Genomic DNA, 17030 nt, shown 5'->3' with positions numbered 1-17030 from the left:
ACACGTGCTGCTGCAGACCGGCACCCGGCTGGTGCTCGCCCCGCTCGGCAGGATGGCCTTCCGGCCGGTCGTCGAGGGCCGGGACAATGTGCCGCGGCACGGGCCGGTGATCCTGGCCGCCAACCACCTGTCCTTCATCGACAGCGTGGTGATCCCGCTGGTGGCGCCCCGACCGGTCAGCTTCCTGGCCAAGGCCGAGTACTTCCGGCGGCCCGGCCCGCGGGGGTGGCTCACCCGCAACTGCCTCACCGGCATCGACGCCATCCCCGTGGAGCGGGGCGGCCACCGGTCCGCCCAGGACTCGCTGCGGGTGGCGCTCGACGTGCTCGCCGCCGGGCGGGCCTTCGGCATCCACCCCGAGGGCAGCCGCTCCCGCGACGGGCGGCTCTACCGTGGTCGCACCGGCGTCGCGTGGCTCGCGCTGGCCTCCGGCGCCCCGGTGGTCCCCGTCGCCGTCCTCGGCACCGACCGCATCCAACCGGTCGGCGCCCGACTGCCTCGGCCCGGGCGGGTCATCGTACGGTTCGGCGCGCCCCTGCACTTCACCCCGCCGGTCACCGGAAGCGGCGGGCGGGCCCGGCGGGCCGTCACCGACGAGATCATGACGGCCATCCAGGCGTTGTCCGGTCAGGAACCCGCCGGCTGCTACCTCGACCTGCCGTCCGAGGGATAGCGAACACCGTGCCGGCACGTCGACCGCGCTCACCCGGTCGGACCGGTCCCCGCCACCGGCTCCGGGCCCGAGGCGCGCTTCCACCGCAGCGTGACCGTCAACTGCCCCTGCACCCCGGTACGCGCGATCACGGCGCCGGCGTCGGCGGTCACCTGGACGCCGAACACGATCTCCACCTCGTCCGGTCGGTGCGCCATCGACTGGAACTGGCCGAGCGCGGCGGAGGCGGCGTCGCGAACCTCCGACAGGGCCCGGTCGAACGTCGCCCCCGCCGCACGGATCACCCTGCCCGCGTTGCCCGCCGGGGTCATCCCGGGCTTGCCGTCGACCTCGACCACCACCGAGCCGCCCCTCTCCAGGTCGAACCGCCGTAGTTCGGTCATCCGTCACATCCCCTGTCACTCGGCCGCCGGGTGGCAGCGCAGATCCATCCAATCGGTACGGGACACCGTGCCGGCCAACCCGTCGAGTTCCTTGAGCAGCTCGTCGAGGCGTTCGGGCTGGTGCAGGTAGACCAGGGTGGCCCGCTCGAACGCGGTCGCCACCGGCGCCGGCAGCAGGTCCGACCCGTCCCAGCACAGCGTGCCGGTGCCGAGCCGGGCCGCGACCCGGCCGGTGACCTGATCGGGATAGGAGTCCGCGGGCCCACGCCGGCTGAAGAAGAGCCCGCCGCTGGCGCGGCGCCAGACCTGCTGCGCCGACTCCGAGGCCAGGAACGCCATCAGCTTCCGGGCCGGCCCGGTGTCCCGCAGCATGGCGGCGATGTCGTCGGACACCTCCTGCAACCCGCCGGTGTCCGCCGAGCCGATCGGTGGCGTGGGGAAGAAGTCGACGCGGTTCCCCGCGCTCCGGGGCGGTTTGCGGTATTCGCGGACCGCGAAGGACGCCTGATGGTCCAGGTGGCAGCCGCCCCGCGCGTCGAACAGGCCGGCGCCCGCCTCCGCCCAGGTGGAGAACAGGCCGGCCCGCCTGGCCTCCGGCGACGGCGTGGCGCTCAGCAACTGCCCCCAGGTCCGCCAGGCGTCCCGCACCTGCGGGGAACTCCAGGCCAGTTCGCCCCGGGTCCACGACTCGTACGCCCGCTGCCCGGACCGGTGCAGCAGGATGTCCTCGATCCAGTCGGTGCCCGGCCACCCGGAGACCGGTGGGGAACTCAGCCCCAGGCACCACGGCATCCCGCCACCGTCCCGGACGGTCCGGGCCCGGTCGACCAACTCGTCCCACGTCCTCGGCGGCTGCCGCAGGCCGACGGTGGCCGCCCGCACGCGGTCGTACCAGAACACGCTCTTCAGGTGGGTGGCGATGGCGACGGCGTAGACCCGCGTGGGGGCGTCGTCCGACCCGGTCCGGGCGGCCAGGCGAATGAGCTGTCGACCGGCGGCCGGGTCGTCGGTCAACCCGGCGACCCCGTCCAACTGTCGGACGGCGTCCTCGTTGACGTAACGCTGGAGGTCGTTCAGGCGGGGCAGGACCGCCACGTCGGGTGGTCGCTGCCGCTCGATCCCCGCCTGCAACACCTGGCTGACGTCCCGGTGCCCCTGGTACTCCGCCCGGATGCCGGTCTCGTCCTCGAACCGGGCGAGCACCGCGCGGAAGGTCGTCTCCTCGTCGCCGGTCCAGGAACCGAGCACGGTCACGCGTCCGGCCGGCTCGGCGGCCCCGCAGCCGATCAGGCCGACGCCGGCCAGCAGCGTCACGACCAGGGCCAGCGCCGCCCGCGACACTCCACTCCGGCCGGTCATGACGCCCGGTGTCCGTATTCGGCGAGGCGGGGCTGGAACCCGGTGAGGACCAGCACCACGATGCCGAGCGCCAGCACCGGCAGGACGTACTCCACCTGGCGGCTGTCGGCGGCCCGGCCGGCGCGGGTCACGGTTCTCGCCTCCGCCCCGGCCGCGGTGCCCGGCTCCGGTGGTGGCCCCGACGCGCCCCCGGCGTCCTGCTCGATCGCCGCCAGCACGCTGGCGCACGCCGACTCGCACTCTCGGCGCACCTCCTCGGCGAGTCGGGTGGCCGCGTCGGCACGCACCTCGCGGAGCTGACCCTGCCGGACGTCGTGCACCACCCGGAGGTCCGCTCGGGCCTGGTCGAGCTGCCCGGCCGAGCGCAGGCTCAACGAGGTCAGCAGCACCAGACCCACCGTCGCCGCGGTGGCCAGCAGGAGCGGGAGGTTCCAGGTCCGCCGGAACCGCCGGGACAGGTAGGTCTGCGCCAGCACCAGCAGCACACCGAGCACGGCCAGCGGCGCCAGCCAGGCCAGGGCGGTGGCCGGATCGGTCCAGCCGGTGTTCACCTGCTGGTCGAGGACGGCGAGTTGCTTTCCCCGCAGCGTGTCGAGCAGCCCCATGATGTCGGCGAGCAGACTCGCCGCGTCCCGCAGCGCCACCGCCCCGAGCGTGTGCAGGTCGGCCTCCCGGTAACGCGCGTCGGCCTGCTCGATCAGACCGGTGTACGTGACCAGGAGCGCCTCCACCGTCTGGATGTCCCGGGTGCCGTCGTCACCGGCCGCGTTGTTCTCCGCCACCAGGGTGAGGTACTGGCCGGCGCCGGCGATGTCGCGCTGATATTCCACGCCCGGCCCGCCCAGCACCACGCCGCCGACGGTGAGGTTGCGTACCGCGGCGGCGTGCGCCCGCAGCAACGCGTTCTGCGCGTCGTAGACGGCGAGGACCGCCGGGACGGAGCGGTCGGCGGCGGCGTCGGCCGTCCGGGCGACGCCGAGGAAGACCGCCAGGCAGCCGGCGAGCGCGAGCGCGGTGGCGGCGAGCAGCGCTGCCCGCAGCCGCACCAGATGACGGCGGGTGTCGCTCACCCGCCGCGCCGGCGGCTCGGGGATGCGCTCCGCCGTCACGCCTCCGCCCGCCCGACCGGACCCCTGTCGTCCAGGTCGTGGCTGCACCGCTCGCAGTAGGTCGCGTCCCCCGGTGACCACCAGCCGCAGTTGCCGCAGAGCCGGTCCGCGTCCACCCGCCGCGGGGCGGGCGGCGCGGACGGCGCGGACGGCGCGGACGGCGCGGACGGCGCGGTCGGGTCGTCGCCGAACATGACCTGGCTGGACATCACGGAGCTGACGATCACGTCGGTGCGGCTGAGGTTCGGCCTGAGCCGGACCACCCCGCCCGGCTCGATCTCGACGAGGTAGCGCAGTTGCTCCAGCGCCGCCTCGTCGCGCGTGGCGGTCGCCAGTTCGACCGCCCGCGCCCACTGCGCGTGCGCCCCGGTCAGATCACCCCGGTCGTACGCGTCGCAGCCGGCGTCGATCGCCTGCCGTACCTGCTCCTGCCCGGTCACCTGGGACACGCCCGGGTCCAGTCGGGCGGACCTGACCAGGTCGTCGGTCCAGTTCACCAGCACGGTCGCCGGCGCGGTGCGCGGCTCCCCGTCGACCAGCAGGTCCACCCGGGCGGCCAGCCGGTCCTGGTCCAGGACCGCGTCCGGCGCCGTCACGTCGAGGCAGAGGTGGTACTCGCGACGCTCGACGCCCCACGCTCCGGCGGCGAACTCCACCGTCCGGTCGTCGACGCGTTCCGCGTACTCGGTGAGGTCCATGACGGCCGGCCGGGCCTGCTTGACGAAGGCCACCCGGGCGTACGGCAGCGTCTGTAGGCGGATCCGCACGGCGGGCTGGAGCTTGGCCGTCGCGGCGCGGATCGTCTCCCGGAAGCCCGCCTCCAGCTCGGCCGGGCGGCGCACCGCCTCGGCGGTGCCGCTCAGCGCGGCGGCGATCCGCAGCAGGTCCCGGGGGCGCCAGCCGTCCCCGACGCCCAGCGCGTCGCAGGTGAAGCGGCCGGCGCAGGTCCGCAGCACCCGGTCGAGTTCCGCCTCGGTCTCGTGCTGGTTGATGCCGTCGGTGAGCAGCAGCGTGTGACAGATCGTCGACGACTGCCGGGGCAGCAGGTCCCGCGCCGCCGCCAACCAGCTACCCATCGCCGTGCCACCGGCGGCGGCGAGCCGGGCGACCACGGCCTTGGCCCGCTGTCGGGTCTCCACCGACGCGGTGGCCAGCCCCGGCTCCGGCGGGTAGACCACGCGGGCCTGGTGGGTGCCCTCGACCACGGCGAAGCGCACCCCGTCGGGCAGGACGTCGAGCGCCGCGGCGGTGGCCCGTCGGGCCGCCGCGATCTTGGTCGGCGGGTCGGCCATCGATCCGGAGCAGTCGATCACCAGCACCTCGGCCAGCCGCGGTGGATCGGGCCGGACCGGCCGGCCGTCCTCGCCGGTCGCCCACCGCCCGGTGACCGAGACGATGGCGTGCATCTGCGTGCCGCCGGCCGGGAGATATCTGTTCTGGTTGACCTCCAGGCCGAACTCGATGCCGGTGTCCACCCGCGCCACGCTCCGTTCAGGTCGGTCGGTCACCATCGGGTCCGGGGCCGGACGGCGTTCGCCCGGTCGATCAGCACGTTGTGGTCCTCGACGCGGTGGGCCTGCTGGGCGAGGACCCGGTAGGACCCGCCCAGCAGGTCCCGCACGGTCCGTTCGGTCGGTGGCTCACCCCACAGCGCGTCGCCGGCCAGGCCGGTCGGGTCGCCGGAGCGGATCAGATCCAGCGCCGCCTCCCGGATCGCCGCGGTGAGCCGGTCGCGCGACTCGCCGTGTCCTTCCCCACCGTCGAGGTGCACCGACGCCAGCCGGTCCACGGCCCGGTTCAGCTCGTCGGCGCTGGGCGGCCCGCCGGGCAGCCGGGACGCCAGCACCCGCACCGCCGCGATCCGGGCCGCGTCGTGGTGTCGGGACAACGCGGGGACCTCGTCGAGCAGGGCCACGGCGCCGGCGCGGTCGGTCACCGCCAGCCGGAGCCGGGCCAGCCCGAAGGCGGCGCTGGCCTGGAACGGGTCCCGCCGCCAGACCGCGGCGTAGAAACGGGCCGCCGGCTCGGCCTGGCCGCGCCGTTCGGCGCAGTAGCCGAGCGCGAGCTTCGGAGCGATCTCGCCCGGGATGTCGGCGTAGACCGCGTCGAACTGTCGGGCGGCCTCGTCGATCCGGTCGGCGGCGAGCGCCAGCAGCCCCTGGTGCCAGGCGATCCGCCAGTCCGTGCCCGCCCGGGCGCCGAGGATCGTCACGGCGGCGGCCAGCGCGGCGGCGGCCGCCGTCGGATCGGCCAGGTCGAGGTACGCCCGGCAGCGACTCAGCTCGACCTCCACCGACGCGTGCGGCACCGTGGCGAGCTTGTTGAGCAGGCTCTGCGCGTCCGGCGCCTCCACGGCGCCCAACTCGTCGACGGCCGGGTCGTCCGGGTCGGGGCGGGGCGCCGGCAGACCCCGTGCCACCGTGGTGGCGGCGGGACGGCCGTCGTCGAGCACCGCGCTGTCGTGCCCGCCGGTCCAGGTGTGCAGCGGCGGCACCAGTCCGAGGCCCGCGTCGAGCAGCCGGGCGGAGGGTCGGAACAGCGAGACCGGCTCGGCCTGGCGCCGGTCCGGCGCGCCCGCCATGATCTCCCGCAGCACGCCCAGGAGCTGCTCGGACATCTCGGTGGCGGTGGCGAACCGCCGGGTCCACTCCGGGTGCGTGGCCCGCGCGACGAGCCGCTCGAACGACTCGACCCCCAGGGCGTCGGGCGCCGCGCCGGGGGTGTCCGGTCCGGGCGTACGGTGCTCGAACAGCTCCGCCAGCGTCCGGCCGAGCGCGAACAGGTCGGAGCGTACGGTCGCGCCCCGGGTCTGGAGTTCCGCCGCGCTGACCAGGAAGTCGGGCGAATGGACGAGCCCGGCCGCGCCGCCGTCGTAGCGCCGGACGCCACCCAGGTCGACCACCTTGACGCGGTCCGCGGTGCGCATCACGTTGTCCGGCTTCATGTCGGTGTAGAGCAGCCCGCGCCGGTGCAGGTAGTCCAGGGCGGCCAGGATCTCGTGGCCGTAGGCGAGGATGTGGTCCAGCGGCAGGGTGACGTCCGGTTGCCGGGGGTCCGCGGCGGCGGCCATCAGCCTGCGCAGCGACATGCCGTCCAGGTAGTCCATCACGATGTAGCCGGTCGGCCCGACGTCCGGGTCGTCGTGGGTGGCGAAGTCGATGCTGCGCACGATGTTGGGGTGGTCCAGCGCGTTGAGGAACTGTCGCTCCTGGACCGCGGCGGCGAGCGCCCGCTCGTCGTCGGCGTGCAGCACGCCCTTCAGCGCCACCTCGATCTGGTCCTGGTGGGCGTCCCGGGCCAGGTAGACCCAGCCCTGCCCGCCCCGTGCCAGGTAGCGCAGCACCTGGTAGCGGCCCGCCACGACGTCCCCGGCGGACAGGCTGGGCCGGAAGCTGAACGCCGCCCGGCAACGCGGGCAGAACCCGTGGTCCAGGCCGGGCCGGCCGTTCCGGCTACGGCCCACCGGGTGGCCGTTGCGGCACACCCGCGCGTCGTCCGGAACCCGGGGCGGCGTGACCGCCGTGGCGTCGGAGGAGAACGTCAGGACCGGCAGCGAGACGAGACCGGCCACGCTCCAGGTGTCCCCCTGGGCCGCGTGCCGTAGCACCGTGACCGCCGGACCGGCGACTCTCGGGCCGGGCGGCGCGTCCGGCCCGGGGGCCAGCCCGCAGCCGTCGCAGTAGCCGAGGTCCGGCAGCACCGTCCCCGCGCAGCCCGGCGTCCGGGTGCACCGGCTCATGCCGCGCCCCGGCCGGCCTCGATGCGGCCCAGCAGCGCCTCGCCGTACTCCCGGACCGCGGCCTCGGCCGCCGCCAGGTCGCACGGACCGTCGACGAGCAGCCCGTGCGCCCGGCGCTGGTCGGGGCCGAGGCCGGGATCCTCGGAGAGCCCGTGACGCACCGCCATGGCGAGGAACGCGTCGAGCCGACCCCGCAGCTCGGACCAGCGGTCCCGCATCGCCACCAGCCGCTGCCGCACCGACTCGGCCTCACGCAACGCCCGGTCGGTCGTCCGCTCGGTGTCGGCGAGCCGGGCCGGAAGTGACGCGTCGCCCTGGGCGGCCGCGGCCCGCAGCGCGGTGAGACGGACCCGCAGCCGGGTCGCCCGGGCCGGGACCGGCGGGGCGTCGGCGACCAGCGGCGCGACCACCCGGTACGCCGCGCGGGCGGCGTCCTCGGTGGACCGGAGCGCGGCGACGCGGTGCGCCAGCAGGGCGGTCCGCAGCGGGACCGACTCGCCGCGGAAGGTCAGCAGCATCCGCAGGTCACGCGCGGGCGCCTGGTCCACCAGGGGCAGCACGACGTCGGTGAGCAGCGTCTCCGGCTCGGCGGCGGCGTCGAGGTTGTTGATGATCAGCGAGCGCGGGGGTGGTTCCGCGTCCTCGTCGGGACGTGGCCCGGTCTGCGTGCCACCGGCCGGGCCGGCCCAGCCGGCGATCCGCTGGGACATGTCTCCGGTGCTCCGGCCCGCCGCATCCACGGCCAGGTCGATGCTGCCGATCGGCGGCGCGGCGAGGTCGTCGTCCGGCCCGGCCGACGGGCCGCCGGACGGCCGGAACTCCCGACTGGACCGGACGGCCGCCCGACGCACCGCCGCGGCGGCGCCGGAACCCGGATGGACGGTCACCATGACCAGCACGTTGGCCGGCAGCCGATGGCCGAAGAAGTCGGCGATCCGGCGTGCGGTGGACGGGTCCACCGGGGTCGGGTCGGGCCGCAGGAAGTCGAGGTCCACCGAGGGTGCCCCGGACACCCGGTCGCGGAGGGACGGCAGGTGGTGCACGATCGTCTCGACCGGGATCATCCAGGACAGGCCGCCGGCCGGCGCGCCGACCGCGACGGCCTCCCGGCCCCCCTCGGCGTCGTCGTAGGTGCTGACCACCATGCCGACGACGTGCCCGGTGATCTCGTCGACCACGGCGGCGCCGCTGAACCCCTGGACGATCTGGGCCCCGGTGGCCGGGGAGTCCATCTGGACCCGTTCCCGGCCGGCCCCGGAGCGACCGCGGAGCCGGGCCCGCACGTAGGCGCCCTGCTCCAGCGTCTGCGGGTAACCGCAGACCACCACGCGACGGCCCCAGGACCGCAGCCGGCGCAGCGGCGCGAACGGGCCGTGCGGCAGCGGCGTCGCCAACTCCAGCAGCGCGAGGTCACCGCGCCCGTCGGCGGTCGGTGGGACCCAGCAGTCGGGCAGGACGCGCGCCGAGGTGGTCGGGGCGCCGGGCTGGCCGACGAGGTCGACGCCGACCGGACCGGCGGGCGGGTCGGCCGCGCCGTCGCCGCCGGCCTCGGCGACGACATGGGCGCAGGTCAGCACGTGCCGGTCGTCGACGGCCAGGCCGGCGCCGAGGACCTCGCCGTGCGGGCCACGGATGCGGGCGGGCCACGGCTCGGTCCCGTGATTCACCGCCATCTTGCTCACGGTAGTCGATAGATGCCGGATCCGTTGCCCCCGCCGCCGGCTCTCACCGGGGCGGCGCGGCGGTGCTCTCCCGGACCGTGAGGCTGGTCGCCAGCTCCAGACCGGTCCGCTGCGTCGGTTCGCCGCGCCCGAGCGCGAGTGCCAGCTCGGTCGCGGCCACGGCCATCTCGGCCAGCGGCTGACGCACGGTGGTCAGCGGGGGATCCAGCAGTTCGGCGATCGGCAGGTCGTCGAAGCCGACCACGCTCAGGTCGGCGGGGATCCGCAGCCCGCGTTCCCGCGCGGCCCGGTAGACGCCGACCGCCTGGAGGTCGTTGCCGGCGAAGATCGCCGTCGGGCGGTCCGGCCGGCCGAGCAGCCGCAGGGCGGCGGCCCGCCCGCCGTCCACGGTCAGGTCGGTGCGGGCCACCAGGTCCACGTCGACCGGCAGGTGGGCGGCCTCCATCATCGCGCGGTAGCCGTCGAGCCGCGCCCGGCAGCAGAGAATGCGGTCCCGACCGCCGATCATCGCGATCCGGCGATGCCCCAACCGGAGCAGGTGCCCGGTGGCGGAGCGACCGCCCGCCCAGTTGGTCGCCCCGACGAAGGGCACACCGTCGGGCAGCTCGCTCGTGGGATCGAAGACCACGAAAGGGATGCCGCGCGCTCGCAACTGGTCGCGTTGCTCGCCGGACAGCTGCGCGACGGAGACGATGCAGTCCGGACGACGGGCGAGCGTGTCGTCGATCCAGTAGCGGACGCCACCGCGCTCCGGCCCGAACTCGGTCAGCACCACGCCCACCCGGTGCGCCCGGGCCACCTGCTCGACGCCGCGGACGACCTCGACGCCCCACATGTGTTCCAACTGGTCGAAGACCAGTTCCACCAGGTTGCTGCGGGTGGACGAGGTGGGCCTGCGGTAGCCGTACCGGCTGATCAGCGCCTCGACCCGGGCCCGGGTGTCCGAGGCCACGCCGGTCCGGCCGTTGATGACCTTCGACACGGTCGGGACCGACACCCCGGCGGTCTCCGCGATGTAGGAGATCGTGACCGGCCGGCCCGGAGCCGCGGCGGTGTCGTCCGGCCCGACTGCCGACGCGTCCGGCTCGATCTGCGACAAGCTGGCTCCTCCCCCGGCCGGCCTGCCCTCCGGGTGGCCACCGCTGCCCGGCCCCAGGATAGCCGTCCGTCCATGCCCGTCGGTGCCGTCGAGCGCCACCGGTGCGTAGCGGGTGGCCCGAAACTTTCCAGTGGATCTCGCGCTTTTTCTGCACCGTATCGCACCGTTGACGTCGCACGACGTTGAAGATCGCCGCCGAGCCCGCCTTCTCATTGACCACCATCGAAGAAACGCGTAGCGTTCGACCCGAAACTTTCCAGGGAGCCGGGAAGTTGCTGCCGCGACGCGGCGATCGGCGGAGGCATCGGGCGGCGTCCGCGAGAAGCACTCCAGCGCGCGACGGGTCGCCGGGTGGCCGTGCGAGGCCACCCGGCGACGCCGGGCGCGCGCCCCCACCCGTCCGGAACCGTTGGCCACCGGCCGCGTACGGGCGGACAACGGCAAGGGAGAACACGATGATCCTGCGCACCCGAAGAATCCGCCTCCGGGGCGGTCCGCTCGTCGGTGCCGTGGCAGCCCTGCTGGTGGCGTCGACAATGACGGCCGTGGGCGCCCAGGCGGCCGGCGGCTGCCGCGTGGCGTACGCGGTGCCGTCGCAGTGGTCGGGCGGGTTCACCGCCGCGGTCGACGTGACAAACCTCGGCGCACCGGTCAACGGCTGGCGGCTGGCCTGGACGTTCCCGTCCGGGCAGCGGGTCACCCAGGCGTGGAACGCCACGGTCACCGCGACCGGCGGCCAGGTCACCGCGACGAACGCCGCCTGGAACGCGAGCGTGCCGACCAACGGCACCGTGTCGTTCGGCTTCAACGGTTCGTGGTCGGGCGTCAACACCGCGCCGACCGGCTTCACGCTCAACGGCGTCACCTGCGCCGGGGACGCCGGCGGCACGCCGTCCCCGACCGGTGGCCCGTCGACCACTCCGTCGACGAGCCCGTCGCCGACGGCCACGGCGTCACCGTCGACGCCACCGACCACCCCTCCCCCGGCCGGGAACCCGATGGCCACGGTGGCCGCGATGCAACCCGGCTGGAACCTCGGCAACACGCTCGACGCCATCCCCGACGAGACCGCCTGGGGCAACCCGCTCACCACCCAGGCGCTCCTGCGTCACGTGCGCTCGCAGGGCTACCGCAGCGTCCGGCTCCCGGTCACGTGGAGCAACCACCACGGCCCGGCGCCCGACTACACCATCGACGCGGCCTGGCTGGGCCGGGTACGCCAGATCGTCGACTGGGCGCTCGCCGAGGACCTCTACGTGATGATCAACCTCCATCACGACTCCTGGCAGTGGCTCAACACCTACCCCACCGACCGGGCCGGCGTGACGAATCGATACCGGGCACTGTGGACGCAGCTCGCCACCACGTTCCGCGACCACTCACCGAGGCTGGTCTTCGAGAGCATCAACGAGCCCCAGTTCGCCGACACCACCGACGCGCAGGGCGACACCGCGACCCGGGACCTCAACGCCGAGTTCGTCCACCTGGTCCGCGCGACCGGCGGGGCCAACGCCACCCGGCTCCTGGTCCTGCCCACGCTGCACACCAGTGGCGAGCAGGCGCGGCTGGACGCGTTGTCCGCCGGCATCGCCGCACTGCACGACCCCAACCTCGCCGCCACCGTGCACTTCTACGGGTGGTGGCCGTTCAGCGTGAACATCGCCGGCGGCACCCGGTACGACACGAACGTGGAACAGGACCTGGTCGGCACGTTCGACCGGCTGCGGGACACGTTCGTCGCCCGTGGCATCCCGGTCGTCATCGGCGAGTGGGCGCTGCTCGCCTGGGACCACACCCGGCCCGGCATCATCGAACGGGGCGAGTTCCTGAAGTACCTCGAGGCGGTCGGCTACCACGCCCGCACCCGCAACCTCACCACGATGCTGTGGGACGCCGGTCAGTTCCTCGACCGCACCACGTTGCGCTGGCGCGACCAGCGCGTCGCCGACATGATCAGGGCGAGCTGGACCAGCCGATCCGGCACCGCGTCCAGCGACCAGGTGTACGTGCCGCACACCGGCGCGATCACCGGCCGGGCGCTCACCCTCAACCTCAACGGCCTGTCGTTCCGCGGCCTCTGGCAGGGCGACACCCCGCTGGCCGCCGGCGCCGACTACACCGTCACCGGCACCACCGTCACGCTCACCCCGGCGGCGCTGACCCGCCTGGTCGGCAACCGGGCCTACGGCGTCGACGCCACCGTCGAGGCCCGCTTCTCCCAGGGTGTGCCCTGGAAGATCGACATCATCAGCTCCGACCCGCCCACCCAGGCAGCCGCCACCGGCACGACCAGCTCGTTCACCATTCCCACCCGGTTCCACGGTGACCAGCTCGCCACCATGGAGGCCACCTACGCCGACGGCAGCCCCGCCGGCCCGGCCAACTGGACGCCGTTCAAGGAGTTCTGGGGACACTTCCAACCCGACTACACCGCCGACACCATCATCCTGAAGCCGGAGTTCTTCGCCGAGGTGAACGACGGCACCGTCACGCTCACCTTCCACTTCTGGAGCGGCGCGCGGACCACGTACCGGATCACCAGGGCCGGTACCGCGGTCACCGGCGCCCCCTGACCGGCCCCGGTGCCGCGGTGGACGCCTCGGCACCGGCGGCGGGTCCGGTCAGCCGAGGCCGGGCCAGGCGGCGAGGTAGCCGCCGCCGGTGCCGAGGGACGGCCCCGGACCACGCCAGAACCCGGCCTTGTCGACCTGCGCCACCGCCGCCGCGACACCGCCGGCCGCGGCCACCCCCCGCACCGTCCCGGCGCCGCCGTCGGTGAGCACCACCCAGCTCAGCCGCCGCCGCAGGTCCGGGGCAAGCACCAGCACCCAGGCGTCCCCACCGGCGTACGGGGCCAGCCGCCGGCCGCCGAGCGTCACCCGGGACCGGTCGGCGATCTGGTACGCCGACACCCCGCCGGCGTAGATCCGGCCCGACTCGTCGGCGCCGATCGCGAGCGGCGTGATGGTGTTGCCCCGGTTCCCCTTGCTGTCGATGCGGCTGATCACCACCTGCCCGGCGAGCTGGCGTCCCGAGGCGGGGTCGAACCGGGCCAGGTAGGTGTGGTGCGCGTCGCCGGTGTTGGTCGCCCGGCTGAAGTCGTCGGTGACCACGTTCGGTGCGGGCCGTCCCACGTCGGCGGCCGAGCGGGCGAACACGCTGTTCCCGCCGGCGGTCTCCCCGGCCAGGTAGAGCCGGCCGTCCCGGCCCATCGCGACGCGGTCGGCCCGGCTGTCCGCGCACAGGTCGCCCAGCCGGTCCGCCGGATGGTCGTACGCCCGCCAGCGCAGTCGTCCCCGCCGGTCGTAGGCGTGCACGTAGGCGATCTGCACCGGCACGCACCGCCCGCCGGAGGTCTGCCGGAACCCGCTGACGAAGACCAGACCGCTGCGGTCGTCCACCGCCACGTCGCTGACCGTGCGACCGCTCGGGGCGATCCGGGCCAGGGTGGCGCCGGTCAGGTCGTACACCGTGACGGTGGCGCCGGTGACCGCCGCGACCGTGCCGGCGGATCCGACCGCGACCCGGCTGGCGGGCCCGCCGCGCTGCCAACGCGCCCGCCCGGCCGCCGCGTCCAGCAGCAGCACGCCCCGGTCGGTGGCCACGGCGATCTCCCCGCCGGTGCGGCGCACCTCCAGGTCCTCGACCGCGCCGGCCAGCCGGACGGTACGCAGCAGCCGCCGACCGGTGCCGTCCAGGAGCAGCACCGCGCCGGCGCCGCCCCGACCGATCGTGGTCGCCTGCTCGCCGGGCAGGCCGGTGAACCGGCCGCCGACGACGAGCTGGCAGGTCGGGCTCACGTCCACCGCCGTCGCCACGCCGCCGGCCCGTCCCAGGTAGGAGCCGGCGGTCGGGTCGAGCCGGCTCGCCGACCGCGACGCCCGGCCGGGTGGCGGGCAGTCGAGCGGCGCGGGTCCCAGCCCGGCCCGGCCAGCACCCGGCGTGCCGGTGACTCCCGCGGCCGGGCGGTCGGGAGCCCCGGCGGTCGGCGCGGTGGTGGTCGGCGCGCCGGTCCGTGGTGCCGGGCCCGGGGCACAGCCGGACAGGAGGAGCAACAGGCCGGCTCCGGCCGCCGTCCATCGGCGGCCCCGGGGGATCGTGGGCACGGTGGTTCCTCCCTCGGCCGCGACGCCGCCCCGGGCGCTCCCGCGGCGACGCGCAGACTAGCAACCCGCGGCGGCACGAACGGGTGGCCGGGCCGCAGCGCCGCGCGGGGTGCGGGCGCGGCGTGCCCCGACGCCCGGGCCCGGCCGAGGGGTGCGACCATCTGCGCTAACGTGGCCGGATGACCTCTCCAGCGACGCAGGCGCGGGGCCTGGAGACCCGGCGGCGGGTGCTCGACGCGGCGATGGTGGAGTTCGCCCGGCACGGCGTCGACGGCGCGCGGATCAACCGGATCGCGGAGCGGGCGCGGGCCAGCAAGGAACGGATCTACGCCTGGTTCGGCGACAAGGACGCCCTGTTCGACACCGTGATGGAGGTCGGGCTCGAGGAGTTGTCCCGGGTGGTGCCGATCACGCCCGACCTGGTGGACTACACGGTCCGGCTGCACGACACGTTCGCCGCCCGGCCCGACCTGCAACGCATCGCGGCGTGGGCGTGGCTGCACGAACGCGGGCGGGCCGAGCAGGTTTCCGAGAAGCGCGTGACGGGCTACCGGCACAAGATCGCGGTGATCCGGGACGCGCAGCGGGCGGGACTTGTCGATCCGGAGTGGCCGCCGCACCACCTGCTGGCCGCGTTGATCGCGGTGGCCACGTCCTGGCTCACCGCCCCGGTCGAGCTGCACCGGGCGCTCGGGCCGCAGCCCGACTCGGACGACGACGCCCGGGCCCAGGTCCGCCGCGCCGCGCAGCGGTTGGTCCGTCCGCCGGGCTGACGTCGTCCGCACGGGGCGTCGACCCACGCGAGGCGAATCGAACCAGACGGTTTGATTTTCCCGCGACCGGTGCTATACCTGAACCGAACCAAATGGTTTGATTTTAGGAGGCGGAGCGATGCGCGCGGTGCTGATGGTCCTGTCCGCGGCCGACCACTGGACGCTGCGGGACGGCACGCGGCACCCCACCGGCGTCTGGGCCGAGGAGGTCGTCGAGCCGCACCGGATCTTCTCCGCCGCCGGCTGGCGGGTCACCGTGGCGACCCCCGACGGCGTGCCCCCGACGGTCGACCCGCTCAGCCTGCGGCTGCCCGCGACCGGACCCCGGCGCGCGCGCCGGCACCGCCGCTATCTCGCCGCCCACGCGCGGGAGTTCGCCCACCCGCGGAAACTGTCCGAGGTGGACCCGACCGACTACGACGCGATCTTCTACCCCGGCGGGCACGGCCCGATGGAGGACCTCGCCGTCGATCCGGTCTCCGGCGCGCTGCTGACCCGGGCCCTGCGCGCCGGCACGCCGCTGGCCCTGCTCTGCCACGCCCCCGCCGCGACGCTGGCGGCGACCGGCGAGGACGGGACGTGGCCGTTCGCCGGCTACACGATGACCGGCCTGTCGAACCGGGAGGAGCTGCTCAACCGGTTCGCCCGCAAGGCCCGCTGGCTGCTGGAGGACGAGCTGGTGGCCCGCGGCGCCCGCTACGTCCGTGGTCGCGTGCCGTTGCGGCCGTTCGTCACCGTGGACCGCAACCTCTACACCGGGCAGAACCCCGCGTCGTCCGCGCGGCTCGCCCGCCGCGTGATCGCCGACCACGAGGCGCGGCCCGCGCTCTCGGTCCGCGTCAGCCGCACCGTCCCGGCCGCCCCGGACCGGGTCTACGCGTTGGTCAGCGACATCACCCGGATGGGCGAGTGGAGCCCGGAGACCTACGCCGCCCGGTGGCGCGAACCGGGCCGGCGGTTCACCGGCAGCAACCGGATCGGTCCGTTCTACCGGTGGCGCATGGCGGCGACCGTGACGGAGGCGGTGCCCGGCCGGGTGTTCGGGTTCACCACCGCCTGGCCGTCGTCGTCCACCTGGCGTTACGAGCTGGAGCCGGTCGACGGCGGCACCCGGGTCACCGAGTCGATGACCCGGGCGACGCCCCAGATGGCGGGCGTCCGCGCCGTCCAGCGCCTGGTCGGCGTCGCGGACCGGGCCGCCCACCTGCGCGCCGGCATGGCGACCACACTGGAACGGCTGGACGCGGCGCTGCGCCGGGAGGACGACGGGGCGGACGGCGCGGCCCGCCCGACGACGGAGGGGAGCACCCGGTGAGCGAGGGCACCTGGCAGCCGTTCCGGACGCCGCTGCACTACCTCGGGCTGCCGCGCAGCGTGACGCCGCCGATCTGGCGGGAACGGCGGGCCGGCGCCGAGCTGGCCGCCCTGCGGGCCGCGCGTCCCGCGCCGCCGACGCCGCCCGAGCCGGGGGCGCCGGTGCTGGTCGTGCCCGGCTTCGCCGCCGGCGACGACCGGGTGGCGTTGCTGCGGGACTGGCTGCGCGAGGGCGGGTGGGACGCCCGACCGACCGGGCTCACCGACGGCCGACGCTGCTCCAGCCGGGACCTGGCCGTCGTCGAGGCGGCCCTGGTCCGCCTGCACACCGAGACCGGGCGGCCGGTCACCCTCGTCGGCCACAGCCGGGGCGGCATGTTCGCGAAGGCCCTCGCCGTCCGCCACCCCCGGCGGGTACGCGCCCTGGTCACGCTCGGCTCGCCGCTGACCGACCCGTTCGGGATCCACCTGGCGGTACGACTGCTGACCATGTGGATGGCCACCATGACCCGGCTCGGCCGCCGGGACTGGGTACGCAACTGCCCGTTCGGCGACTGCTGCCGCGAGGTCCACGACGACGTGCTGGCCGCCGCGCCGCCCGGCCTGCCGTTCACCTCGATCGCCAGCCGCAGCGACGGCATCGTGTCCTGGCACGCCTCCCAGGACCCGGCGGCCCGCTGCGTGACGGTGGACAGCTCGCACGGCGGGATGGTCGCCCACCCGGGCGTGTGGGCGGCGATCGCCGACGCGCTGACCAACGGCGACGCCCCGGGCCGGTCGCGGGCCGGGTAGC

Annotated in this window: 13 protein-coding genes; 5 read left to right on the top strand and 8 right to left on the bottom strand. The window is 75.1% G+C overall.

Annotation, left to right across the window (positions count from 1 at the left end; genetic code table 11):
- Positions 1-4: 4 nt before the first annotated feature.
- Positions 5-673, top strand: coding sequence for a lysophospholipid acyltransferase family protein (locus tag ACZ6O5_RS00880; RefSeq protein WP_465973831.1), 669 nt, complete (start codon positions 5-7; stop codon positions 671-673).
- A 29-nt stretch (positions 674-702) separates the two neighbouring features.
- Here the strand turns inward: ACZ6O5_RS00880 and ACZ6O5_RS00875 are convergent, their stop codons facing one another.
- From ACZ6O5_RS00875 to ACZ6O5_RS00845, 7 genes are read right to left on the bottom strand one after another with little or no spacing between them, the layout of a single operon-like run.
- Positions 703-1056: a CU044_2847 family protein gene (locus tag ACZ6O5_RS00875; RefSeq protein WP_465973830.1), complete on the bottom strand. Its 354-nt coding sequence runs from the start codon at positions 1054-1056 to the stop codon at positions 703-705.
- A 15-nt stretch (positions 1057-1071) separates the two neighbouring features.
- Positions 1072-2415, bottom strand: a complete 1344-nt coding sequence (locus ACZ6O5_RS00870) for an ABC transporter substrate-binding protein (protein WP_465973828.1) — start codon at positions 2413-2415, stop codon at positions 1072-1074.
- Complete coding sequence (locus ACZ6O5_RS00865) at positions 2412-3524, bottom strand: hypothetical protein (RefSeq protein WP_465973826.1); 1113 nt, start codon at positions 3522-3524, stop codon at positions 2412-2414. Before ACZ6O5_RS00865 ends, ACZ6O5_RS00870 begins: the two co-directional genes overlap by 4 nt.
- Positions 3521-4999, bottom strand: coding sequence for a VWA domain-containing protein (locus ACZ6O5_RS00860; protein ID WP_465973824.1), 1479 nt, complete (start codon positions 4997-4999; stop codon positions 3521-3523). The genes ACZ6O5_RS00865 and ACZ6O5_RS00860 overlap by 4 nt, the downstream gene beginning before the upstream one ends.
- A gap of 29 nt (positions 5000-5028) precedes the next feature.
- On the bottom strand, positions 5029-7263 hold the full coding sequence (locus ACZ6O5_RS00855; protein ID WP_465973822.1) for a serine/threonine-protein kinase: 2235 nt from the start codon (positions 7261-7263) through the stop codon (positions 5029-5031).
- The gene (locus ACZ6O5_RS00850) at positions 7260-8936 is read right to left on the bottom strand and encodes a S1 family peptidase (protein WP_465973820.1); all 1677 of its coding nucleotides are present in this window, start codon (positions 8934-8936) and stop codon (positions 7260-7262) included. The genes ACZ6O5_RS00855 and ACZ6O5_RS00850 overlap by 4 nt, the downstream gene beginning before the upstream one ends.
- Positions 8937-8988: 52 nt before the next feature.
- Complete coding sequence (locus ACZ6O5_RS00845; RefSeq protein ID WP_465973818.1) at positions 8989-10044, bottom strand: LacI family DNA-binding transcriptional regulator; 1056 nt, start codon at positions 10042-10044, stop codon at positions 8989-8991.
- A gap of 536 nt (positions 10045-10580) precedes the next feature.
- On the opposite strand from ACZ6O5_RS00845, the gene ACZ6O5_RS00840 reads away from it, so the two are divergent.
- The gene (locus tag ACZ6O5_RS00840) at positions 10581-12617 is read left to right on the top strand and encodes a cellulase family glycosylhydrolase (RefSeq protein ID WP_465974313.1); all 2037 of its coding nucleotides are present in this window, start codon (positions 10581-10583) and stop codon (positions 12615-12617) included.
- 48 nt (positions 12618-12665) lie between these two features.
- Here ACZ6O5_RS00840 and ACZ6O5_RS00835 read toward each other — a convergent pair whose 3' ends face one another.
- Entirely contained in the window at positions 12666-14150 is a 1485-nt protein-coding gene (locus ACZ6O5_RS00835) for a hypothetical protein (RefSeq protein WP_465973816.1), read from the bottom strand.
- Positions 14151-14329: 179 nt separating this feature from the next.
- Between ACZ6O5_RS00835 and ACZ6O5_RS00830 the strand changes: the two genes are divergently transcribed.
- The 3 genes from ACZ6O5_RS00830 (at position 14330) to ACZ6O5_RS00820 (ending at position 17029) form a co-directional block, all read left to right on the top strand.
- Complete coding sequence (locus tag ACZ6O5_RS00830; RefSeq protein ID WP_465973814.1) at positions 14330-14923, top strand: TetR family transcriptional regulator; 594 nt, start codon at positions 14330-14332, stop codon at positions 14921-14923.
- 118 nt (positions 14924-15041) lie between these two features.
- A complete protein-coding gene (locus ACZ6O5_RS00825) occupies positions 15042-16238 on the top strand; it encodes an SRPBCC family protein (RefSeq protein ID WP_465973812.1) in 1197 nt (398 codons plus the stop codon).
- Positions 16235-17029 carry an alpha/beta fold hydrolase gene (locus ACZ6O5_RS00820; protein WP_465973810.1) on the top strand — a complete coding sequence of 265 codons (795 nt, stop codon included), beginning with the start codon at positions 16235-16237 and terminating at the stop codon, positions 17027-17029. The genes ACZ6O5_RS00825 and ACZ6O5_RS00820 overlap by 4 nt, the downstream gene beginning before the upstream one ends.
- Position 17030: the final 1 nt, after the last annotated feature.

The organism is Micromonospora sp. NPDC049201 (assembly GCF_055586805.1).
Note: the sequence above shows the minus strand (reverse complement) of the source record. Positions and strands in the feature narration are given on the sequence as shown.